The 16,326-nt window shown below is 58.1% G+C and carries 12 protein-coding genes and 2 pseudogenes; 7 read left to right on the top strand and 7 right to left on the bottom strand.

The genetic code is table 11. The features are described from left to right. The first annotated feature begins 3 nt into the window (after window positions 1–3). From ACI3K0_RS13155 to ACI3K0_RS13145, 3 genes are read left to right on the top strand one after another with little or no spacing between them, the layout of a single operon-like run. Window positions 4–1,731: a type I secretion system permease/ATPase gene (locus ACI3K0_RS13155; protein WP_206827737.1), complete on the top strand. Its 1,728-nt coding sequence runs from the start codon at window positions 4–6 to the stop codon at window positions 1,729–1,731. Next, window positions 1,721–3,031 carry an HlyD family type I secretion periplasmic adaptor subunit gene (locus ACI3K0_RS13150; protein ID WP_206827735.1) on the top strand — a complete coding sequence of 437 codons (1,311 nt, stop codon included), beginning with the start codon at window positions 1,721–1,723 and terminating at the stop codon, window positions 3,029–3,031. Before ACI3K0_RS13155 ends, ACI3K0_RS13150 begins: the two co-directional genes overlap by 11 nt. A gap of 55 nt (window positions 3,032–3,086) precedes the next feature. Beyond that, window positions 3,087–3,530, top strand: a complete 444-nt coding sequence (locus ACI3K0_RS13145; protein ID WP_148144735.1) for a hypothetical protein — start codon at window positions 3,087–3,089, stop codon at window positions 3,528–3,530. A 376-nt stretch (window positions 3,531–3,906) separates the two neighbouring features. On the opposite strand, the gene ACI3K0_RS13140 is transcribed toward ACI3K0_RS13145, so the two are convergent. From ACI3K0_RS13140 to ACI3K0_RS13115, 6 genes are all read right to left on the bottom strand, one after another. Next, entirely contained in the window at window positions 3,907–5,166 is a 1,260-nt protein-coding gene (locus tag ACI3K0_RS13140) for an ABC transporter substrate-binding protein (protein WP_206827733.1), read from the bottom strand. Window positions 5,167–5,221: 55 nt separating this feature from the next. Beyond that, on the bottom strand, window positions 5,222–6,337 hold the full coding sequence (locus ACI3K0_RS13135; protein WP_404945395.1) for an ABC transporter ATP-binding protein: 1,116 nt from the start codon (window positions 6,335–6,337) through the stop codon (window positions 5,222–5,224). Window positions 6,338–6,341: 4 nt separating this feature from the next. Beyond that, the gene (locus ACI3K0_RS13130; protein WP_183685320.1) at window positions 6,342–7,250 is read right to left on the bottom strand and encodes a carbohydrate ABC transporter permease; all 909 of its coding nucleotides are present in this window, start codon (window positions 7,248–7,250) and stop codon (window positions 6,342–6,344) included. Between the two features lie 2 nt (window positions 7,251–7,252). Next, entirely contained in the window at window positions 7,253–8,137 is an 885-nt protein-coding gene (locus ACI3K0_RS13125; protein WP_148144739.1) for a carbohydrate ABC transporter permease, read from the bottom strand. After that, window positions 8,134–9,528, bottom strand: coding sequence for an alpha-galactosidase (locus ACI3K0_RS13120; protein WP_206827729.1), 1,395 nt, complete (start codon window positions 9,526–9,528; stop codon window positions 8,134–8,136). The genes ACI3K0_RS13125 and ACI3K0_RS13120 overlap by 4 nt, the downstream gene beginning before the upstream one ends. Before the next feature lie 98 nt (window positions 9,529–9,626). Beyond that, on the bottom strand, window positions 9,627–10,688 hold the full coding sequence (locus ACI3K0_RS13115; RefSeq protein ID WP_353654229.1) for a glycoside hydrolase family 88 protein: 1,062 nt from the start codon (window positions 10,686–10,688) through the stop codon (window positions 9,627–9,629). A gap of 306 nt (window positions 10,689–10,994) precedes the next feature. Here ACI3K0_RS13115 and kdgR point away from each other — a divergent pair, with 306 nt between their 5' ends. From kdgR to repC, 4 genes and pseudogenes are all read left to right on the top strand, one after another. After that, the gene (gene kdgR / locus ACI3K0_RS13110; protein WP_206827728.1) at window positions 10,995–11,783 is read left to right on the top strand and encodes a DNA-binding transcriptional regulator KdgR; all 789 of its coding nucleotides are present in this window, start codon (window positions 10,995–10,997) and stop codon (window positions 11,781–11,783) included. A 699-nt stretch (window positions 11,784–12,482) separates the two neighbouring features. Beyond that, entirely contained in the window at window positions 12,483–14,012 is a 1,530-nt protein-coding gene (gene istA, locus ACI3K0_RS13105) for an IS21 family transposase (protein ID WP_404945520.1), read from the top strand. A gap of 12 nt (window positions 14,013–14,024) precedes the next feature. Continuing rightward, window positions 14,025–14,762 (top strand): IS21-like element helper ATPase IstB, encoded by a 738-nt coding sequence (istB, locus tag ACI3K0_RS13100; protein ID WP_029869867.1) that lies wholly within the window; start codon window positions 14,025–14,027, stop codon window positions 14,760–14,762. 209 nt (window positions 14,763–14,971) lie between these two features. Further along, window positions 14,972–15,294 (top strand): annotated as a pseudogene (gene repC / locus ACI3K0_RS13095) (replication initiation protein RepC); the annotation flags it as partial. An 85-nt stretch (window positions 15,295–15,379) separates the two neighbouring features. On the opposite strand, the pseudogene ACI3K0_RS13090 reads toward repC, so the two are convergent. After that, window positions 15,380–15,891, bottom strand: a pseudogene (locus tag ACI3K0_RS13090) (recombinase family protein); the annotation flags it as partial. Window positions 15,892–16,326 lie beyond the last annotated feature (435 nt).

Here is a 16,326-nt window from a genome sequence, read left to right as displayed (position 1 = left end):
TTCATGTTGAAACGTAATCGCAATCTCTCGGTCGCCGACGCCATCCGGACCTGCCGGTCGGCATTCTGGGGCATCTTCGTCATCAGCGCCGTGCTCAATATCCTGATGTTGACCGGGCCGATCTTCATGCTTCAGGTCTATGACCGGGTGCTTTCGAGCAGCAGCGTACCGACACTGGTCGTCTTGTCGGTGATCACGCTGTCGCTCTATCTGTTCAGCGGCATGCTCGACATCCTGCGCTCCAAGGCGCTTCTGCGGATCAGCATGCGGGTCTATACACGGCTCTGCAATCCGTCGCTGCGTGCCAACATCCGTCTTCCCGTGCTGCTTGGTTCGAAGGGCTCGGGCGTTCATCCCGGCCGTGACCTCGATACGATCCGCCGCTTCCTCGGCTCGCAAGGCCCGGCCTCAATCTTCGACCTTCCCTTCATGCCGCTCTATTTTGCGCTGGTCTTCATCATGCACAGCGCGCTTGGTTATCTGGCCCTTGCCGGCGGCGCGCTGATCTTCGTGCTGGTCATCTGCAACGAGTTCGCCTCGCGCAGCCCGACCAAAGAAGTGGGCATGCGTACCGCCGCGCAATCGAAGATCATGGACAGCGCGAGGCGCAATTCCGAAGTGGTCAACGCGATGGGCATGCTGGGGCGGCTGTCGGACCGGTTTTCGGAAATGGTCGAACCCTATTATTTCTCGCAGCAGATGGCGACCGACCGCAGCAATTTCTACTCATCGGTCATCAAGCTCCTGCGCATGATCCTGCAATCGGCCATGCTGGCGCTCGGCGCCTATCTGGCGATCAAGCAGGAAATCTCCGGCGGGGTGATGATCGCCTCGTCGATCATCATGGCCCGCGCCATCGCGCCGATCGAACAGGCCGTCGGTCAATGGCCATCCTTCATCGCCTGCCGGCAGGCCGCCGGTCGCCTCAACCAGGTCCTGCTCCAATGCGATGTCGACAAGGGGCTGGAAGGTCTGCCGCTGCCGAGGCAGGAACTGACCGTTCAGGATGCCGCAACGAGTGCGCCGGGAGAACCTCTCGTGCTCCTGCAGGGTGTCGAGTTCTCGCTGCAGGCGGGTGACGGGCTCGGGATCATCGGCGGCTCCGGCTCCGGCAAGACGAGCTTTGCCCGAGCCTTGGTCGGCGTTTGGCCGGTGCTCAAGGGTGCCATCCGCCTCGACGGTTCGACGATCGACCAGTGGAGCGATCAGGATCGCGGCCGCTTCATCGGCTACCTGCCGCAGGATGTCGAGCTGTTCGAGGGAACGGTTGCGGAAAACATTGCCCGCTTTGACAAGGATGCCGATGTCGTGGCAATCGTCGCCGCCGCCAAGATGGCCGGGATCCACAATCTGATCGCTGGCTTGCCGGAAGGCTACAACACGATGATCGGCGAGGCCGGCGCGCGTCTTTCCGCCGGCCAGCGGCAGCGTGTCGGTCTTGCCCGCGCGCTTTTCGGCAACCCGTTCCTCGTCGTTCTGGACGAACCCAATTCCAATCTCGATGTCGAGGGCGAGCAGGCGCTTTCCCGCGCAATGATGGATATTCGCGAACGCGGTGGCATCGTCGTCGTGGTCGCCCATCGGGCAAGCGCGCTGGCCGCCGTCAACAAGGTCCTGATCATCCAGAATGGTCAACAGGTGGCTTTCGGCGACAAGGACCAGGTACTCTCCAATGTCTCGATGCTCAGCGGCTCGCAGCAGCCCGGAAAGGTGGTCGCCAATGCGCTATGACACACTCGACAGAACCATCACCAGCGCCATCCGCAAGCAGCTGTTCCTGGCGATCGGTGTCGGAGGGCTGTTCCTCGGAGGCGTGTGCACCGCTGCAGCCTATGCCGAAATCAGCGGCGCCGTGATGGCCGCCGGCAAGATCATCGTTCTTGGCCGCGCCAAGCAGGTCGAACATGCCGATGGCGGTATCATCTCGGAAATCGTCGTCAACGAGGGAGATCGCGTCGAGGCCGGCGCCTTGCTTTTCCGCCTCGATGGGACGACTGCTCGCGCCAATCTCGGCATCATAGAAGGCCAGCTTGCGCAGCTCATGGTGCAGGAAGCGCGTCTTCTTGCAGAACAGGCGGGGCGCACAGGCATTGATCTTCCAGCCGAACTCTCCTTCGTGCCGACCGACCGGCGTACCTTGCTGGCCGAGGCGCAGATCATGCTCAAGCTTGCCCGCCAGATGACGAGGAGCAGCCAGAAGGCTCAGCTGGAGAAACAGGTAGGACAATTCGCGGAACAGATCTCGGCGCTCGAGGCGCAGCGCAAAGCGGTGGACGCCAATATGGCGCTGGTCGATGATCAATTGCGTCGCTACGACAGCCTGAATGCTCGCGGCCTGATCACTCAATCGCAGCTGATCGCGATGCAACGCGAGAAGGCTTCACTCACCGGCAGCCAGTCCGCATTGACGGCTGAAATCATCGAGACGCAACAGGCCAAGACCCAGGCGGAACTGAAGCTCATCCAGGTGGACGAAGCTTTCTATGAGAGCGTGCTGACCGAACTCGACCAGAAACGTCCTGAGATCGCCAAGCTGAATGAGGAACGCGTGGCCGCCCTCGACAAGCTGCGCAAACTCGAAATCCGCGCGCCGATTGCCGGATCCCTGCATCAGCTCAATGTCCATACGATCGGCAGCGTTGCAGCACCGGGCGAGACGCTGGTCAACATCATCCCCGAAGACGACGAACTGATCGTCGAGGCGATGATTTCGCCAGCCGATGTCGATCAGGTTTTCGGCGGTCAGGATGCCCGCGTTCGCCTGAGCGGGCTTAACCAGCGGGTGACGCCGGAGCTCGGCGCGCTGGTTATCGACATCTCGCCGGATCTGACCACCGACGAAAAGACTGGTGCGAGCTATTACCTGACAAGGCTGCGCATCCCCGAAGCCGAGATCGCCAAGGTGGGGGACACGATGCTGAAGCCCGGCATGCCCGCGGAAGTCTTCATGCAGACCGAAAACCGCACGATCCTGTCCTACATGATCAAGCCGCTTTCCGATCAGCTGCGTCACGCAATGCGCGAAAGCTAATCGCGACTGGAACCGTTTCTATCGAGAATGCCTCACGGAGTATTGAGGGAGTAACATGGACAACAGACTTTCGGACGTACACTCAATCGCCGGCGAATTGCTGCGCCGCGGAGACATCGGGCAGGACAATACGGCGCAGGAAAGCTCGCGTATCGTGCGTGTCGAGCGCCAGACCGTTGCCCGCAGCCCGGCGGTGATACCCGCAGCCGCACCGCCGGGATTAGATGAGGAAATACGCAAGCTGAGCACCGCCATCGAGGTGATACGTCGCTCGGTCGAATTTACCGAAGCGCATATCGCGCTCGGTGCAGGTCCGGCGAAAGCGTTGGAAGGCGATATCGAACCTGTGGTCTCCGGTCATCGCAACTGGGCCAAGCCGTTTTTGATCACCGGTAATCTGATCCTTTTGGCAATGCTGCTAGTGGAAATCCATGACAATCGCATCGGGACAACTGTTTTTTCGCTATACGACGCTTTTGTTGCCATGCTGATTGGCTGAGCTTGCGCTGCGGTTTGGAGGTCTGCGAGTCTGCTATTCCTCGCAACGCCGTCGCCCGCCATCGACCTTGCCTTCAAGCTGCGGACATCGCGTTCCTCATAGACTGTATGGAGTTCGAATTGCGCTCGTTTAAAGAATGGTTTTCGGAAGAGCCTGAGCGAAAAACGAGCTGTCGCGATAACTGAGATAAGCGACGGGATCCCCGCCATTAGAAAGCCGTGTATCGGCCGACTGGCTTCATCTGGTACGGAAACAGCAATCACGCGTTCGGCTCCCAGCGTGAGATAGGGATGTTGAGGCATTTCTGGGTTGAGGCGACACATGTCGCGCAGCCGTTATTATGGCCCATGCCCTTCGACATGGGCCATCGCAATGATTAAAGGCGACGCAGGGCCTTGGTCAGGCCATCGACGATTTCCTGGCCGGCTTCATCGGCGGTCAGCTGGCCATAGGCAAACTGCTCGATGACGTCCTTGAACAGTTCCTGAACCGTCGGATGCTCGATCAGCGGAGACATGGTCGGGCCAGAGGCCGCCGCAACGATTTTCGCGCCTTCGAGACGTTCCGGTGTCAGCTTGCCTGCGGCTTCAAGCGTCGACTTGGCAATAGCCGAAGCAGGAAGGCCGCGGCTGTCGCCAAGGATCATGATGGCTTCCTTGTCGTTCAGCAGGCAGTTGACCACCTGGGCTGCGGCTTTCGGATCCTTCGAATGCCTGGAGATCGAGAAGACCATTGACGGCTTCTTGTAGACGCCATCCGATTTCGCTCCCGGGATTTGCAGCGGAGCGGCCGGTATCAGCTTTCCGACCGTCAGCGGATCATCGTATTTCGAATAGGTCGAATCCCAGAAATAGGTGCCGCCGATCCTGCCCGTGACCCAGGCCGGATCGTCGAAGATTTCGATATTGCCGACACCGGCCGCATCCTTGGCGGAGCGTACGATACCGTTATCCACCATCCACTGGTAATGCTTGAGTGCACCGGCGATGTCTTCTGCAGTCCAGGCCAGCTCATTGGTGCCGGGCTTGACGAATTCCTGACCGGAAATCTGTGCCGCAAAGGCTTCGACCATCAGCATCAGGATGACGCGGGTGGTATCGAACGGATAGAGGCCCTGCGGGTTCAGCTTCTTGGCCGCTGCGGCGAGATCATCCCAGCTTTTCGGCGTCTCAAGGCCGGCCTTCTTGTAGATCTCGTCATTGAAGTAGAAGGTGGCGCCGGTAACGGAAACCGGTACCCCGTTGAGCTTGCCGTTGATCATGGCAGGCGCCAGCTGGCTGTCATTCCACTGGGTCAGGTCAAGCTCGCCGGCAAACTGCTTGAGATCGGCAAAACCATCGCCGTTCTTGGAAAACTGGAAGAGCCAAGGCCAGTCGACCTGGATGATATCGGCCTCGGTGCTGCCGGCCATCTGCGTCGTCAGCTTTTCGAGATAACCTTCGAAGCCGGCGAACTCGGCCTTGACCTTATGCCCCGTCTTCGTCGAGCAGTATTCCAAAGCTTTCTGCGTGGCGACATGGCGACCATCGCCACCCCACCAGGACATGCGCAAATCCGCCGCCGAAGCGAAGCTTGTGGCAACTACGGACGCTGCCAGCGTAACAGATAGAACCTTCAGTATTGATTTCTTACTCATGATGCGTTTTTCCTCCTGAAACCCTGCATCGGTGACATAGTCGTCGGCTGCGCCCTCAGGCTAAGCTGACGTTCAAACCGCTTGCGCGGTCGAAGATGAAAACCCGTTCCTCTTCCGGGCGAATACGGATGGCGCCGTCAACGACAGCCTTGCGGAAGTTCTCGACAGGCAGAACGATGGTAAAACGCTGACCGCCGATGGTAATGTGCACATCGACTTCATGCCCAAGGAAGTCCGCCTTGATGACCTTCGCTATCAAGGCATCCTCACCCGGTTCTGCCAGGCGGAAATGCTGCGGCCGCACGCCGAAGGTTACATCGCCGTCCACACCCGATTGTAGACGCGCTGCGAGTTCTTTGCCGAACTGGATCGATTGGTCTCCGAAGGTCACGACCGGCCCGCTTTCGCCGCGGCTCAAGCTGGCACTGACAAGGTTCATTTCCGGCATGCCGATGAAACCTGCAACAAACGCATTTGCCGGCCGGGCATAGAGCGTTTCGGGATCATCCACTTGCATGATGTGGCCGTCCTTCATGACGCAGATCCGGTCGCCCATCGTCATCGCCTCGACCTGGTCATGGGTAACGTAGACCACAGTGGACGATTGCCCCTGCTCCTTCAGCCGGCGATGCAGATCGGTGATGCGTACGCGCATGGACGCACGAAGCTTGGCATCGAGGTTGGAAAGCGGTTCGTCAAACAGAAACACTTCCGGCTTCTTGATCAGCGCACGCCCGAGTGCCACGCGCTGGGCCTGGCCGCCGGAGAGCTGCTTGGGCAGGCGGTCTAGCAAGGGCTCGATTTCCAGCACCTCGGCGACTTCAGCAACGCGCCTTGCAATCTCCTCCTTGCTTTCCCCGGCCAGCTTGAGCCCGAAGGAGAGGTTCTTGCGCACCTTCATATGCGGATAGAGCGCGTAGTTCTGGAAGACCATGGCGATGCCACGGTCACCCGGGGGCAGGTTGTTGACGACCTTTTCGCCGATTGTGATGTGGCCGCCGGAAACGGTTTCCAGGCCTGCAATCATACGCAGCGTTGTCGACTTGGCGCAGCCGGAAGGACCGACCAGCACCATGAATTCCCCGTCCTTGACTTCGAGATTGATGCCGTGAAGCGCCTTGATGGTGCCGCTATAGACCTTTTCCAAGTTACGGATAGTCAATTGTGCCATTGGATTAACCCTTTACGCCACCGGCAGAGATGCCTTCGACGAAGTATTTCTGAGACATGAAGAACACCAGCAACGACGGCAGAAGCGCCAGCACTGACATGGCAAGGATGCGGTTCCACTCGAACGATTCAGCAGTATCGATCGACAGTTTGAGCGCCAATGAAACAGGAAATTTTTCAACCGAAGAGATGTAGATCAACGGGCCGAGAAAATCGTCCATGGTCCACATGAACTGGAACAGCCCGACCGAGATCATCGCAGGCACCAGCATCGGCACGACCACGTAGATCAGTGCTTGAAAACTGGTGGCGCCATCCACGCGCGCCGCTTCTTCCATGTCACGCGGAATGGAACGCAAGAACTGCAACAACAGGAAGACGAAGAACGCATCGCCGGCGAAAGCGGACGGCACCCAGAGCGGCAGGTAGCTGTCGAGCCAGCCGAGTTCGTTGAAAAGCATGTATTGCGGGATGCGGGTAACAACGTTGGGCAGAAGTAGCGTGCCGATCACGGCGGCAAACAGAATCTTCTTGCCGGGAAAGTCGAAACGGGCAAACCCGTAGGCAACCACCGTGCAGGAAATCACCGTGCAGATCGTTTTCGGCGCTATGATCAGGAACGTGTTCCAGAAGAAGCGACCGAATGTGTAGGGCGTCGACGTCTGCCAGCCTTCGATATAACCGTCCATTACCGGGTTCGCTGGCATGAAGCCGGCGCTGCCAAAAATTTCCTCATTGGTCATGAAGCTTGCGCCGACCAGCCAGATCAATGGATAAAGCATGATGAGGCCAACAACCGTCAGGATCGTATAGCGGATGGTCAGCGTTATCTTTTCGCGGCGCCTCTGCACGGCAAGATACTGTTCGGCCTCTTCGATGGCCTTGTCGTCGGAGTGAATGATACTGTCACTCATGGTCAGCTCCTCTTGTCGCCAGCGTAATAGACCCAGTATTTCGACGACCAGAAGGCGATGAGCGTCAGCACCATGATGACTGTGAACAGCACCCAGGCGATGGCGGAGGCATACCCCATGTCGAATTTCTTGAAGGCCATTTCATAGATGTACAGCGGCAGCAGGTAGGTAGATTTCAAGGGGCCGCCGCTGGTGATGACATAAGGTCCGTTGAACTCTTGGAAGGCCTGAACCATCTGCATGATCATGTTGAAGAAAATGACCGGCGTCAGAAGCGGCAGGGTGACGGCGAAGAAGGCCCGCCACGGCTTTGCGCCATCGATGGCCGCCGCCTCGTAAAGCGACTTGTCGATCGATTGCAGCGCCGCCAGGAAAATCACCATGGCCGACCCGAACTGCCACAAGCGCAGGATGGTGATGGTGAACAGCGCCGTACCGGGATTGCCGAACCAGTTGATGGCTTTGAAACCAAGGCCGGTCAAAGCCATGTTGACCATACCGACATCGGCAAACATGTAGCGCCACAAAACCGCGACAGCGATCGAGCCGCCAAGAATGGAGGGCACGTAATAGGCGGTGCGGAAAATACCGATGCCCTTGAGCTTGGAGTTGAGGATACTGGCGATAAAAAGCGCGAAGGCCAGTTTTAGCGGCACGGTTAGCGCCACGAAGAGCATCGTCACGTTGAAGGACCGCGTGAATGTGCGGTCACTGGTCAGAATGTCGATGTAGTTTTGCAGTCCGACAAAATCCATGCCCTGCATCAACCGGTAATCGGTAAACGACAGGTAGAGCGAGCCAAGAAACGGTATGGCCGTGAAAACCAGCAGGCCGATCAGGTACGGCAGGACGTACCAGAAGCCGAGAAGTCGACTATCGCCACTCATGCAGAGAGCCTCCTCAACTTCTCCGGCAGGCGCGCGGCTGTCGCGGCAACCATGGCCCGGAACAGTTTTGCGGCACGGTCCTGACCTAGCGGTGCAACCAGCGGGTCGGAAAGGAACAGGCCTTCGAGAGTTGCGCCGTCACCAGCGAGGACCGCTTGCAATACGGCATTCTGACGCTCCGCATGTGGTTTTACCAAAGCCTCGACGGCTGCTGGCAAACGTCCGGCATGTATCGGGCGCACCCCATGACCGGAAAACAGCACATTGGTCTCGACGACAGTGCCCGGTGCAAAGCCTTGCATCTGACCGATGTTGGGCATGTTGGCGTTGACGACTAGCGTCTCGCCACGGGTCAACGCGCGGATCTGCCCGACAAGGGCCTCTTCCGAGACTGTCCGTAGTGGTGGCACTTCGTTGCCAGTCTCAGCTAGGCGTGCGTCTTCCCGGCGTTTGGCCTGATCGCGGCGGCGCCAATCCACCGGTGTCAGGCCAAAGCCCCATTCGGATGCGCGGTTGAGATACCAGCTTGCGGGCAGGAATTCGGCAAGATGCCTGTCACCCGCCGCAGCCGCTATGCCGAAGCGCGAGGCCAGATCGAACTTGACTCTGTTGACGTCCTCGAAATAGCGCTGGAATTCATCGTTCGGATCCAGGGGCTTGGCGCGCCAGCCCTTTTCGCGATTTTCCGCCGCGAAGTTCAGATAGTCCGGTAGCCAGTCCCGGCCACCGACGAAGGCGCGGTCGACCCAGGTGAAGTGGTTGATGCCGAGAACATTAACCTGCACATCGCGAAAACCGTAACGGATCGCACCTTCTGCCCGATTGGCGAGCCAGGCGATAATGTGGCGCAGCTTGGTGACTTCGTGGCATTCGCCCCATGCCCTGATATCGGGGAAAGCGGCGTAAAGCGCGCCCGTTAGGACCGACATAGGGTTAGTCAGGTTGCACACATAGGCCTTGGGCGCATATTTTCGGATCGCTTCGGCGATTTCGGCCATGGCCGGGATCGCACGCATGGCGCGCACCAATCCGCCAGGCCCGACGGTATCGCCAACCGCCTGAATGATGCCCTCGGCTTCCGGCAGTTCGAGATCCTTTGCCATGTCATCGAACGACCCCGGCAGGATCGATACGACGACAAAATCGACACCGGTCAAAGCCGACGCGATTGTCTCGCTGGCGGTATAACGAATAGAAAGCCCGTGGGCTTCAGAGAGACGATTGCCGATCGCTGCGTTACGCTGCGCGGCTTCCAGGTTGAGGTCGAATAGACGGATTTCTCCGGCCACTGTACGGTCATGAACCAGATCGGCCATCAGGACCTGAGCCCAATTCAGTGAGCCGCCGCCGATATAGGCTAACGTGATTTCGGAAACTGATTGCGAATGCATGCTTTCCTCCTCCTAAAAAGGACAGCGTTCATCGGCCCGGCGACAGGCGCCGGGCGTATCACAAGGTCATGAAATGCCCGGAACCCCCGGGTTGGTCGTTAGATATAGGAACGCAAATATTCCGACAGGCATAGGATCGCCATCGCCTGCCCATACGGCATTGCCGTCAGCTTGATCTGGCGGTAGTAATCGAGATCTGATCCCATGGCCGTGCCGAAGGACGTGTTCTGCAATTCACCGGCCGCATCGATATGGCCGATCACACCGTTCACCGCACGTTCCGCCACGGGAAGATATTCCGGACCGAGGTAACGCTTGCGCACGGCCTTCATAAGCCCGTAACCGAAGCCGGCGGCAGCCGAGGATTCCACATAGCTTTGCGGATCATTGATCAGCGTGTGCCAGAGACCGGACGGCGACTGATGTTCTGCCAGCGCTTCAGCCTGACGTTTCAGCGTCGAGATCAGGTGACGCCGGAACGCGTCGCCTTCCGGCAGGTCGAGTAGATCGAGAAATTCCGGGATGGCGATGGTGATCCACGAATTGCCGCGTGCCCAGAGCGCTTCGGCAAAATTGTGCTTGTCCTCGAAGGTCCAGCCGTGGAACCACAGTCCGGTCTTGCGGTCGGCCAGATACTGGGTGTGAATGAGAAACTGGTATTTCGCCTCTTCCACATATTCAGGCTTGTCAAGGAGCAGGCCAATCTTGGCCAGCGGCATGACGCTCATCATCAGCGTGTCGTCCCACATCTGCTGATGATTGACGTTGTTATAAACGATGTGCTGGATGCCGCCTTCGCTCGTGCGCGGCATTTCATGCATCACCCACTCCGCCCAAGTTTCCAGGTAGGGCCTCCAGGCCGGGTTCGGGTTGAGTTCATAGAGGCATGCAAGCGTCAGGAACGGGCAGACGGTATTGACGTTCTTCGTCGGGGTACCTTCGGCCAGACGCGCATCGAACCATGAGGTGATGATGTCGAGCGCCTTCTGGTCGCCGGTCTGCTGCCAGTAATTGAACAGACCATAAAGTCCGATACCGTGGGTCCATTCCCAACCGGCCCAGCCCTTCGTGTCGATCACCCGGCCATCTTCAAGACGCAGCAGAAATTCGCCCGTCTCGTCTTCTATGGCGACGAGATTATCCGCGAGTCGCTGGATCAAGCCCAAGACTTCCTGTCTCGGCGCCACGAAATTTTTCTGCCGCAGAAGCGCATGCATAGTCAAAGATACTTCCCTCCAGTGCCGCCGGACCTCCGCGCCCGGCCACGAAATCGGAACGCGATTTCATTCTGAATTTGAAGGAAGCATACAAAAAAATGAAATGCAATGGGCGCTCAGGATTTATCGATAGAAACCTCTCAAACCGCAAGAACTAAGGTTTTGAAGGAATTTTTCGTCGGTGCGGCAGAGGTTGACAATGTGCTGCAATATTTTCAAAATGTAATTCTATTTTTTTTGGAGTGATCGATGTCTGACGCCTCGCGCAACAAATCTGACAATGTGGCTGCGGTTTTGAAGGTCTTTTCGGTCCTTGAAACGCTGGCTGAGGAAGGGCGCTCCAGCCTGGGCGATATCGCTCAAAGAGCCATGACGTCCAAGGCCACCACACACCGATTGCTGCAGACAATTGTTGATCTCGGCTATGCCGAACAGGAGGATGAGACCGAAAAATATCGGCTGACGTTGAAATTGTTTGGACTGGGCGCGCGCACACTGCGTGGCCAGACACATCTGCTTCAGGCAGCAGACCGAGCTATGGGCGTGCTCTCTCGTGAGACTGGCGAGTCCATAAATCTTGGGGTGATGGACGAGCGAGAACAGCGCGTCGCTTATATCCACAAATACGACAGTGCCTATAGCCTGTCGATGAACTCTCCGCTCGGCAAACGTAATCCGTTGCACAGCACCTCTCTTGGAAAGGCGTTGCTTGCCTATCGCGATGAAACGGAAATCGCCGAGCGGTTGTCTAAGATGACATTCGAGAAACTGGCGCCGAAAACGATTACTGATGTTCAGACACTGCGTGAACAGCTGATCCGTATCCGCGAAGACGGTTATTCGGAGGAACTGGAGGAGAGTGAGGTAGGAGTACGATGCATGGCTGTACCCATTCGCGATCATCTGGGAAAGTCAATCGCAGCAATCAGTATCTCATTTCCGCTATTCCGCTTCGATCCGGCCCGCAAATCCACATATGTTCGGATATTATTGGAGGCCGGACAGATGGCTTCGAAGAGCCTCGGCTTTAGCGGCTGAATGGCTAAGTCGCCTTGGGCAAACATCCTCGAAACCACCCACTGGAGAAGCTACTCCAAGTGCGTCATGTGTATTTCGCAGGGTAGGGGAGCCGGCGTCTTCCTGCAAATTGGCCATGAACGCTTCAGTCGGCGTCCTGTAGCCTAGGCATTTTCTGCGTTGAGAATGCGTGCGATCTGGTTCATTGCTTGGGACATCAACCTTGAGGTCTGACGGCAAGAAGCGGCGGATGCGCTCGCTTGCGTTTTCTATCGCACATTTCAGCCATGGCGCGCATGGATCGCAGAACTGGATACGTACGTCGATACCATCTTCCAATGCCCGAAATGCAGCGAACTGCATGGCGCGATCTAAAGTAAAGTTCTGACGTGCAAAGCGCTGAACTGAGGAGGCTCGTTGTCATGGGAGGTTTTGCCATGGATCTCGCGAGATATAGTTCAACGACAACGTCACTGCTGTCGGGCCATCTCGTTGACCGAGACTTTCTGTTCAGGCAAACCCGTGAAGATGATGCCGATCGGCGAGGAGCGGTGCAAATTCCGAGGCAACCCGCCCCCTGATTCCGAAATGATGTCGCCCCCTCGTTCCGAGATGATGCCGCCCCCTTTTGAGGCATCTTTGAAGGATGTTCTGCAGGTGTGAAGTTTCTTCCCTCGAGGTCGAGGAGGAAGGAACGCAATGCCTGCGGAGAGAGTGGAGATGCGGCGTGTCCGCGAGATACTGAGATATCGGTTTGAGCAAGGACTTGGGCACAAGTCGATTGCGGTACGGGTTGGGACTGCGCCGTCGACGGTGCGCGAGACGCTACGGCGTGCAGCGGTTGCTGGCCTGTCGTGGCCCCTTGGTGACGACGTCAGCGACGCAGTCCTGGAGGCGGCCCTCTACAGGGGGGCCGGGACGAAGATAGGACATCGCCGCGCGCCGGAACCAGATTGGGCGCAGGTCCACCGCGAGCTGAAGCGCAAGCATGTGACGCTGCAGATCCTATGGGACGAATACATCGGTCTTCATCCGGATGGTTATCGCTATAGTCGATACTGCGACCTTTATCGCGGCTGGGCGTTGAAGCTACCGGTGACGATGCGGCAGGATCATGCAGCCGGCGACAAGCTGTTTGTCGATTACGCCGGCGACACCGTTAGCGTCGTAGTCGACCGATTGTCTGGCATGACACGACAGGCCCACCTGTTCGTTGCGGTTATGGGTGCATCGAGCCTCTCCTACGCCCAGGCGCGCTGGAGCGAAACGCTTCCCGACTGGATTGAATGCCATATCCAGGCGCTGGAGTTCTTCGGCGGCGCGCCGGCGTTGCTTGTTCCGGACAATGCCAAGGTGGCGATCATCAAGGCGTGCCACTTCGATCCTCAGGTCAACCGGACGTATAGCGCGATGGCGGCGCATTATGGCAGCGCCGTCCTGCCGACGCGGCCGAGACGCCCTCGTGACAAGGCGAAAGTCGAGGCCGCGGTTCGTATCGTCGAACGCTGGCTGTTGGGCCGCCTTCGCCATCGCACCTTCTACAATCTCGCCGAGGTCAACGCGGCGATCGCCGACTTGCTGCATGATCTCAACGACAGGCGGGTCCTCCGCCGGGTCGGCGTCACGCGCCGCCAATTATTTGAAGAGCTCGACCTGCCTGCTCTAAGGCCATTGCCTGTGGAACGCTATGTCTTTGCGGAATGGCGTATCCGACGTGCTGGATTGGATTACCACGTCGAGATCGAGCGGCATTATTATTCCGTCCCGTATCGCTTCGCTCGCGAGCAAGTCGAGGCGCGCATCACCGCCAATACGATCGAGATCTTCCACAAAGGCGAACGGATAGCCGCTCATCGCCGCTCCAGCGGTAACGGCAAGCACACGACGACCCCCGATCACATGCCCTCGGCCCACCGCCGTTTTGCCGACTGGACGATCGAACGCATTCAACGCGAGGCCACGTCCATCGGGCCGGAGGTTGCGTTGCTATGCGAAAAGATCCTCACCGACCGGCCGCACCCGGAGCAGGGCTTTCGAGCGTGCATGGGAATTATCCGTCTGAACAAAGGCTTTGGGCGCGACAGAGTGAATGCTGCTTGCAGCCGTGCGCTGGAGATCGGAGCCCGGACCTACGGTTCGGTGCGCTCCATCCTCGACAATCATCTCGATCGAGCCGCCACCACCAATGGACCAGCCTCGCATGAGCCTATCCACCACGAAAACATCCGCGGACCTCGCTACTACCACTAAGGAGAAAGAAGAATGCTTGCTCATCCAACACTCGACAAACTCAACGCCATGGGCCTGGCCGGCATGGCAAAGGCCTTTGGGGAGCTCATCTCCAACGGTGAAGCTGAACATCTCTCGCACGCTGAGTGGCTGGGATTGCTGCTCGAACGGGAATGGAGTTCCCGCTACGATCGCAAGCTTGCTGCCCGGCTCAGGTTCGCCAAGCTGCGCCACCAGGCGACCCCGGAAGATGTCGACTATCGCAGTGCACGCGGCCTCGATCGCGCACTCTTCATGAAGCTCCTCGGGGGCGACTGGATTAATGCTCACGACAATCTGGCAATCTGCGGCCCCTCAGGTGTCGGAAAAAGCTGGCTAGCTTGCGCACTCGGTCACAAGGCGTGCCGTGACGATCGCTCTGTTCTTTATCAGCGCGTCCCAAGGCTGTTTGCCCAGCTCGCGCTTGCTCGCGGCGACGGCAGGTATGCCCGGCTGCAACGTACGCTGGGTCATGTCCAGGTCCTGATCTTGGATGATTGGGGTCTCGAACCGCTCAACGAACCGGCGCGACACGATCTGTTGGAAATACTCGAGGACCGCTATGGCCGCCGGTCAACGATCATTACGAGCCAGCTCCCCGTATCCGCCTGGCATGGCGTCATTGGAGACCCGACCTATGCCGATGCCATTCTGGATCGCCTCGTCCACAACGCCCATCGCGTCGAGTTAAGCGGCGACAGTCTGCGCCGAAACCTGCCGCGTAGCGCTTGACACGTCGCCTCAACGAATTGACAACAATACCTGCCTGCAGACCTCCTCGGAAGGGGGCGAGATCATCCCGGAATCACGGGGCGCAATCATCTCGGAACAAAGGGGCGGCTTCATCGGAATCAGCAAGGAGCGGTTGCTGGTAGTATCGGGACAAGCGAAAATTTTCAAAGAGAAGCCATTGAAATTACGGATTAAATGTACTCGGCTACAAGGCATGCCCTCAGACTTCGGATTACGGACCTGGTGAGGGCATCTGCAACTGGCGGGACCTTGTGCCCGCCAAGGTTGTTATCCGCTCGTCTCGGGATAACCCCCGTCCGCATATCAGGATGCTTGCGAGGCGGTGGGACCCGAAAACGCAGCAACCGCCGTGGCCTGCATCCTCGAAAGAGCCAACATGATTAACTCAGCCGGCGGTTACTTACGCAGTCTCACGCAGCGGTCGACCCGTGGCGAATTCTCACTCGGACCAATGATCATGGCCCTTATGAAAGCGCATGTAAGAGAGCCTTTGGCGGAGCGAGCGGGATAAACGCGCGCAAGCTTTTGCCGATTTATTTAAGAGAAATAACAGTGGTCAGCTGACCACTGTGCTATCTAACTGAATGATCTAGTATTTGTGCCTTCGACAACGCCTCGATCGCCTCCGACCGCCGCTTTCGCAGCCCGGGATTGCCTGGCAGCTTGCCGCGCGCTTTTGCCGCCTTGATACCAGCCTTAGTCCGTTCGGCGATCAGTGCCCGTTCGAGCTGGGCGACGGCGCCAAGGACCTGAAGGGAAAACATCCCCTGCGGGGAGGACGTGTCGATCGGATCGCCGATAGATCGAAAACGAACGCCGCGTTCTTCAAGATCCTCGATCACCTGCAACAGATTGCTAATGGAGCGGGCAAGGGGATCCAGCCGGACGACGACAAGCACGTCGCCGGCAGTCAGATCTCCGAGCAGTCTGTCAACACCGGCCGGGCCCGTGAAGCGCCAGTACTGTGCTCCTGAAACATCCGCTCGCAGCCGGCGGCGCGCAGGTCGTCCATCTGCGCATCATGGACCTGATCGTCGGTCGACACGCGGGCATAACCGATACGACGTTTGGGGGCCGACGCTGGATTGACGGCCTGTCGTTTTGCCATGACTTTCTCGCGTGAGTATCTGGTGCTTTGTACAGATAAGGAATGTGTGAGCAAGCGTGTATTATGTGAAGAATCCAGCCCCGTGAGACGTCAAACGCGGTGGCGTACGAGTGAAGGGCCGAAGATGATGTGCAGGGCGCTGTGGCGGCCGTTCTAGGCGGGAATTCGTGAATATAGCGAAATGGAAGAAGATAGCAGCGGTTCTGGATCGGCTGAACGACAGAATTGGATCAGACTATGGCTCACCTTAGTGCAGCCACATCATCCTCCTTCGTGCTTTGGTTTGTTCTTGGAGTTCTGAGGCTTCAATCCAGACTGGCAGTGCAGTCGGCCCAATAAGGTAAATATGGTAGCGATAGACCGGCATTATCCCAATTGAGCGCGAGATTTTTTCCGATTTCTGGGCCCGTCGCGCCATCGAGCAAAGTTAATGTC

Source organism: Rhizobium sp. ZW T2_16 (genome assembly GCF_044987325.1).
Taxonomy (GTDB): domain Bacteria; phylum Pseudomonadota; class Alphaproteobacteria; order Rhizobiales; family Rhizobiaceae; genus Neorhizobium; species Neorhizobium cellulosilyticum.
Note: the sequence above shows the minus strand (reverse complement) of the source record. Positions and strands in the feature narration are given on the sequence as shown.